Genomic DNA, 6454 nt, shown 5'->3' on the forward strand with positions numbered 1-6454 from the left:
AACCCAGTCTCTCTTCGCCGCACTGGATTGCTTCGCTGCGCTCGCAATGACGGGAAACCGGAATTCTACAGGAGATATACATGGCCTATAACGTCGCGGTGATCGTCGGCAGCCTCCGCAAGGACTCCTTCAACCGCAAGATGGCGCTGGCGCTCGAAAAGCTCGCGCCGGAGACGCTGAAGCTCGGCATCGTCGAGATCGGCGGGCTCGCGCTCTACAATCAGGATGAAGATGCCAACCCGCCCGCTTCGTGGGTTTCCTTCCGCGACGCGATCCGTCCCGCCGATGCGGTGCTCTTCGTCACGCCGGAATATAACCGCTCGGTGCCGGGCGTGTTGAAGAACGCGATCGACGTCGGCTCGCGTCCCTATGGGCACAGCGTCTGGGCGGGAAAGCCTGCCGCCGTGGTCAGCGTCTCGCCGGGCGCCGCCGGCGGCTTCGGCTCGAACCATCATCTGCGCCAGTCGCTCGTCTTCCTCGACATGCCGACGCTGCAGCAGCCGGAAGCCTATATCGGCCATGCGGGCGATCTGTTCGACGAGACAGGCGGCATCGCCAACGAGGGTACACGCGCCTTCCTCGCGAAGTTCATGACGGCGTTTGCCGCATGGATCGAGACGGTGAAGGGGTAGACTTCAAATAAGGATGTCATCCCGGCCTTGTGCCGGGATCCAAGGGCGTCAAATTCCGGGCGAGCGGCCCCTGGGCCCCGGGACAGGCCCGGGGTGACACCAGCGGAAGTTACACCGCGTCGGGCTTCTTCGTGCGTTCGAGCGCTGTTTCGGCGTCGCGGGCCAGCACCAGAACATCCTCGGGCAGGTTTTCCGGGTTCGCCCGCGCATAATCGACAAGCCGGTTCAGCAGCACCATGAATTTCGGGCTCGCCGCCATGATGCGGGCCTGAAGCTCCACGCGCTCCGGCGCGAAGTCATATTCCATGCCCGGCACACGCCAGCCGCCACCTTCCTCGGTGTTGGTCATGATGACCGGAAAGGTGCCGGGGAAGGGATGGCTCGCGCATTCCTCGACCGAACGCCACTTGTTCGGCTGGCGCACGACGCGCCATTCCTCCATCGCCGGGTCCATCTCGGTCAGCGCGGCGGCCTGTTCGGTCTGGAGTTCCGTCGCGGTGAAATCGCGGCCGAGACCCACGTCGTAGAAGACGCGCAAAGGCTCGTCCACGTCCTTGACCCATTGCGGCACGACCCGCTCGATCACGGCCCAGGTGCCGACGGGTCGGACATAAACGCGCTGGTTCTTGTGGAACTGTGCCTTCGCCATGGGAGTACTGCCGACAAGGGGTGGAACCGTCGGTTTCAGTATCGCGCCGGGCGATGAACGAGAGATTAAACTTTCACTCGGCGGGTGCGCCCGGCGGCTCGTCGCTCTCCGTACCGCTCCCGATCCCGTAGCGCGCCGCCCGTCCGCGCAGGCCCAGCGTCGCTCGGCCGATCCAGGCTCCCGCGCCCGCCATGAAGCTGTAGGCGACCGGCACGACGACCAGCGTCAGCAGGGTCGAGGAGACGAGTCCGCCGATCGCGACATAGCCCATCGCGTTCCTGACTTCCGCGCCCTGGCTCGTCGAGAGCGCCACCGGGATCATGCCGAAGACGGTGGCGATCTGCGTCATCAGCACGGGCCGCAGCCGAACCGGCCCCGCCTTGACGAGCGCGTCGCGCACCTTCATGCCGCCGGCGACGAGCTGGTTTGCATAATCGACCAGCAGGATGCCGTTCTTCATCACGAGGCCCATCAATGCGAGCAATCCGATCTGCGCGAACATGCTGAGATCGTGGCCCGAGAGCTTCAGCACGATGAAGGCGCCGGAAAAGGACAGCGGCGCCGAGAGCATGATGATCGCCGGCTGGGCGAAGCTGTTGAACTGGCTCGCAAGGATCATATAGAGCGCGATGAAGGCGAGCCCGAAGGCGAAGACGATCGCCTCGCCGGTGTCCTTCAGGCTTTTCGCCTTGCCCTGCACCGACCAGTTGTAGCCGGCCGGAAACTCGATCCCCTTCATGATCTCCTCGAGCTTCTCGGTCGCGGGCCCGAGCGAAACGCCCGCCGGCAGGTTCGAGAGAATGGCGACGCGGCGTGCGCGGTTTTCGCGCTCGATCTGCGCCGGCCCGGTGGCGACGTCGAAGCGCGCCACATTGGCGATGTCGACGAGTTGCCCGCTCTCGCCCCTGACCTGGATCATCGAGAGCTTGCCGATGTCGTCGCGTTCGGTGTCGGCGAGCCGCACCCGCACGTCGTAGCGCTGGCCCATGTCCTCGAAGCTGCCGGCCTTGACGCCGCCGACCATGGTGCGCACGGTCTGGGCGAGCGAGACGACGGGCACGCCGAGATCGGCGGCGCGCTTGCGGTCGATGTGAACCTGCAGTTCCGGCTTGCCGCTGTCGTAGCTCGTCTTCGGATCGGCGAAGAGCGGGCTCTGGCGCATCTTCGCCACAACCTCGTTCGACTTCGCCTCAAGGACCGAGAGGTCCGGCCCGGTGATCGTGTAGATGAGCGCATAATCGGCCCAGCCGCCGCCGCTCGCGATCCATGGCACTTCGCTCAGCGAGATGTGCTTGGCCTCCGGCAGGATGCGCGTCAGCAGCGCGCGGATCTCGTCCATGATGACGACGTCCTTCACGCTCCGCGCGTCCTTCGGCGTGATGCCGACATAGAACTCGGCCTTGTTGACTTCGGCTTGCGCGCCCGAGCCGATGGTGAAGAAGACCGTGCGCACCTGATCGACACCATGAATGGCATGGGCCGCGCGCTCGGCGATGGCGCGCGTTTCGGCGAGCCCCGTGCCGAGCGGCAGTTCGACGGTGGCGAGGAACTCGGCACGGTCGTTATGCACGTCGAAGGCCGAGGGGATCGTGCGCGCCACCATGAAGCCGAAGACGACCGTCGCCAGCGCGATGCCCATCACCGTCCAGCGCCGGTCGAGCGCGAAGTTGAGAACGCGGCCATAGAATGTGTCGAGCCGGCGATAGGCGCCGTCGATGGCGCGGGCGACACGGTTGTAATGCGCCGGGTCCGTTTCGCCGGGCTTCAGCAGCCGCGCCGAAAGCATCGGCGTCAGCGTCAGGGAGACAAGCAGCGACACCAGTACCGAGAAGGTGATCGCGAGGCCGTATTGATAGAAGAACTGCCCGACGATGCCGCTGATGAAGGCGATGGGCACGAAGACCGCGCAGACCGAGAAGGTCGCCGCCAGCACCGCGAGGCCCACTTCCTTGGTGCCTTCCGATGCGGCCTGCATCGGCGGCAATCCCTGCTCGAGCTTGCGGTAGATGCTTTCGAGCACGACGATGGCGTCGTCCACCAGAAGCCCGACCGCCATCGACAGCGCCATCAGCGTCATCAGGTTGATGGTGAAGCCGGCGAGATAGAAGGCGAAGAAGGTCGAGATCAGAGAGGTCGGCATTGCAATCGCGACGATGATCGTCGCGCGCAGCGACAGCAGGAAGACTAGCGTCACCATCACGACGAGACCGATGCCGATCTTGATGTCGGTGAAGACGTCATGCGCCGAGGCTTCCACGAAGAGCGCCATGTCGCGCGCGATCTGGAGGCGGACGCCTTCGGGCGCCCGTTTCTGGAGGTCGGGCAGCGCGGCGCGAATGGCGCGCGCCACCTCCACCGTGTTCTGGCCGGACTGTTTGCGGATGTCGAGCGAGATGCCGCGCTTGCCGTCGAGTTCGGCGTAGGAGCGCTCGTCGGCCATGCCGTCCTCGACGCGGGCGACGTCGCGGATATAGGTCGCCGCGCCGTCCGGCCGGAAGGCGACGACGATGTCGCCGAATTCGGCCACCGTGTCGACCTCGCCCTTGGTCTTCACCGCGAGTTCGGAGCGGCCCTCGCCGGTGTCGAGCCGTCCGCCGGGAATTTCGGCATGTTCGCGTTTGATCGCGTTTGTCACGTCGTCGGCGGTGACGCCATAGGCGCGCATCTTCGCCGCGTCGAGCCAGATGCGCACCTCGCGGTCGCGCCCGCCGACCAGCGTGATCGAGCCGACGCCGGCGATGCGCTGCAATTCCTCCTTCGCCACCTTGTCGGCGAAATGCGTGAGATCGCGGATCGGCAGGTCGCCCGCGATCATGATCGACATGATGGGCTGCGCGTCGGGATCGACCTTCTGCACGATCGACTGCTTGGTGTCGTCGGGGAGGTTCGGCCGCGCGGCGGCAACCTTCTCGCGCACGTCCTGAGCCTTCGCGTCGACATTCTCATTGAGCTTGTATTGCAGCACGACGCGGCTCATGCCCTCGAAACTCGTCGAGGTGAGTTCGTCGATGCCCGACGTCGTGTTCACCTGCTCCTCGATCGGGTCGGTCACGTCGCTTTCGATCGCTTCGGGCGACGCGCCGTCGAGTTGCGTCGTGACGATGACGGTCGGAAATTCGATCTTCGGAAAGAGATCGACGCCGAGCCGGCCGAGCGAAATCCAGCCGAGCACGACGAGCCCCATGATGATCATGACCGCGAAGACCGGCCGGCGGATCGAAACGTCTGAAAGCCACATGGGCGTGTTCTCTTAAGGTGGACCGAGAGGAGCAAGACTTGAATCGTCATTGCGAGCGAAGCGAAGCAACCCAGTCTGCGTGGACATCATGGGTTGCTTCGTCGCTCCGCTCCTCGCAATGACGGTTTTCTTTTCATCGAAACGTGTTCACGGCAGATTGGCGGCGACGGTCTCGACCTTGATCGGCGTGCCGTCGGCGATCAGCGGCAGGTTCGGTCCGGTCAGCGCCTGCTGGCCTTCCTTCAATCCGCTCAGCACCTCGACCGTCGAAGCGTCGATCTGGCGCAGTGTCACGGGCACGCGCCTGGCGACGCCGTTCTCCGAAATGAAGACATAGCGCGCGCTCTCCGTGCCCTGCACGGCGCTGCGGTCGAGCGCGAGGACGCTGCGGGGCGCGGGATAGAGTTCCGCGCGCACGAACATGCCGGGCTTGACCGCGTAATCGCCATTCCCGATCGGCAGGCGGAGCTGAACCGCGCGCGACGCCGCGTCGACGCTGTCGTTGACGACCGCTGCTTCCGTGTCGAAGCTGCGCCCGAGACCGTCCACCGTGACCTTTGCGCGCGTGCCGACGCCGACGCGGCGGAGATCGGTTTCGGGGATTTGCACGATCGCGTAGACCGTATCGATCTTCATCACCTGAACGACGCCCGAGCCGCTGTTCGCGCCAGACCCCATGCTGACGTCGACGCCCATGGTCGTCATGAACTTGCCCTCGTCGACGTCGCGCCGGGTAACGACGCCGTCGAAGGGCGCGCGCACGATGCTGTCGGCGAGCTGTTGCCGGATGCCGGCGAGCTGCGCCTGCGCAATGCCGAGCTGCGCCGCCGCCGTGTCCCGCGTCGCGCGCGCATTGTCGAGCCCGCCATTCGAGACGAAGCCCTTGTCGTGAAGTTCCGCCGAGCGGCCGAAGGCGCGGGCCGCATTGCGGAGGTTCGCTTCGGCGAGCTTCACCTGATTTTCGAGTTCGGCGACCTTGAGCTTCAATTCGATGTCGCGTGTCTGGAACAGCGGATCGCCTTCCTTCACGCGGTCGCCGACCTTGACGAAGACCTTGTCGATGATGCCGGTGACGCGAGGGCCGAGCACCGTCGTCTTGTCGGCGATCACGGTGCCGGTGCCGGTCACGGGCTCGACCAGCTCCTTGCGGACGACCTGCGTTTCCATCGCCCGGATGGTTTCGGGCGCCCGCGCCGCTTCCTTGTCCTTGCCATCGCCGCAGCCCGCCAGGCCGGCGCCGAGCGCCAGGACGAAAAAAGGAGTGGCGATACGCCAACTGCGTCTAGAACCTGATTGCATGTCCGGGGCCTGGCCGCGTCTCGTGTGAAACAAAGGTTTACAGGGATATAGTAACCTTGGTTATAATAGTCTGCCGGCAAAATGGAAAGCGCAATGACGGATAAGATTCCGCCCGAGACCGAGCAGGCTTTCGCCTGGGTTCTTCACGACGTCTTCCGGCTCTTCCAGCGCGCCTGGAACCGGCGGCTGCGCGACTCCGGCGTCGGCATCAGTTCGGCCCAGAGCCGGGTGCTGGCCTCTCTCTATCGCGAGGGCGGCATTACCCAGACCGAATTGGCCGAAGAGACCGAAATGGAAAAGGCCCCGCTCGGGCGCCTGCTCGACCGCATGGAAGAGCAGGGGCTGATCGAGCGCCGTCCCGATCCGGCCGACCGCCGCGTCCGCCGCGTCTATCATTCGGCCCGCGTCGAGGCGCTGGAGCCCCGCATGTGGGAACCTGCTTCCGCCATGTTCCAGACGGCACTTGCCGGCATGAACGAGAGGGAAGTTGCGGCTCTGATGGCATTGATGGGCCGGCTGAAACAGAATCTCCTGAACGACGATGCGCCGGCCCCGAACGCCGAAGATGACGGCGATGCTGGCGACGAGCATCCGCGCGAGCGTATGGCGGGCGAGTGAGCCCAAGCGGACGCGGCG

General features: G+C 65.2%; 5 protein-coding genes. 2 read left to right on the forward strand and 3 right to left on the reverse strand.

Features of this window, described 5'->3' with window-relative positions; genetic code table 11:
* Window positions 1–74: 74 nt before the first annotated feature.
* Window positions 75–632, forward strand: a complete 558-nt coding sequence (locus VMR03_RS00165; RefSeq protein ID WP_414693133.1) for an NADPH-dependent FMN reductase — start codon at window positions 75–77, stop codon at window positions 630–632.
* Window positions 633–741: 109 nt separating this feature from the next.
* Here the strand turns inward: VMR03_RS00165 and VMR03_RS00170 are convergent, their stop codons facing one another.
* The 3 genes from VMR03_RS00170 to VMR03_RS00180 form a co-directional block, all read right to left on the reverse strand.
* Window positions 742–1281 carry a hypothetical protein gene (locus VMR03_RS00170; protein ID WP_325401069.1) on the reverse strand — a complete coding sequence of 180 codons (540 nt, stop codon included), beginning with the start codon at window positions 1279–1281 and terminating at the stop codon, window positions 742–744.
* Between the two features lie 73 nt (window positions 1282–1354).
* Complete coding sequence (locus VMR03_RS00175; protein WP_325401071.1) at window positions 1355–4519, reverse strand: efflux RND transporter permease subunit; 3165 nt, start codon at window positions 4517–4519, stop codon at window positions 1355–1357.
* A gap of 147 nt (window positions 4520–4666) precedes the next feature.
* The gene (locus VMR03_RS00180) at window positions 4667–5818 is read right to left on the reverse strand and encodes an efflux RND transporter periplasmic adaptor subunit (RefSeq protein ID WP_325401074.1); all 1152 of its coding nucleotides are present in this window, start codon (window positions 5816–5818) and stop codon (window positions 4667–4669) included.
* Window positions 5819–5911: 93 nt separating this feature from the next.
* Here VMR03_RS00180 and VMR03_RS00185 point away from each other — a divergent pair, with 93 nt between their 5' ends.
* Window positions 5912–6436, forward strand: a complete 525-nt coding sequence (locus tag VMR03_RS00185) for a MarR family transcriptional regulator (protein ID WP_325401076.1) — start codon at window positions 5912–5914, stop codon at window positions 6434–6436.
* The last annotated feature ends 18 nt before the right edge of the window (window positions 6437–6454 follow it).

The sequence above is a fragment of the Parvibaculum sp. genome, assembly GCF_035511255.1.
Classification (GTDB): Bacteria; Pseudomonadota; Alphaproteobacteria; order Parvibaculales; family Parvibaculaceae; genus Parvibaculum.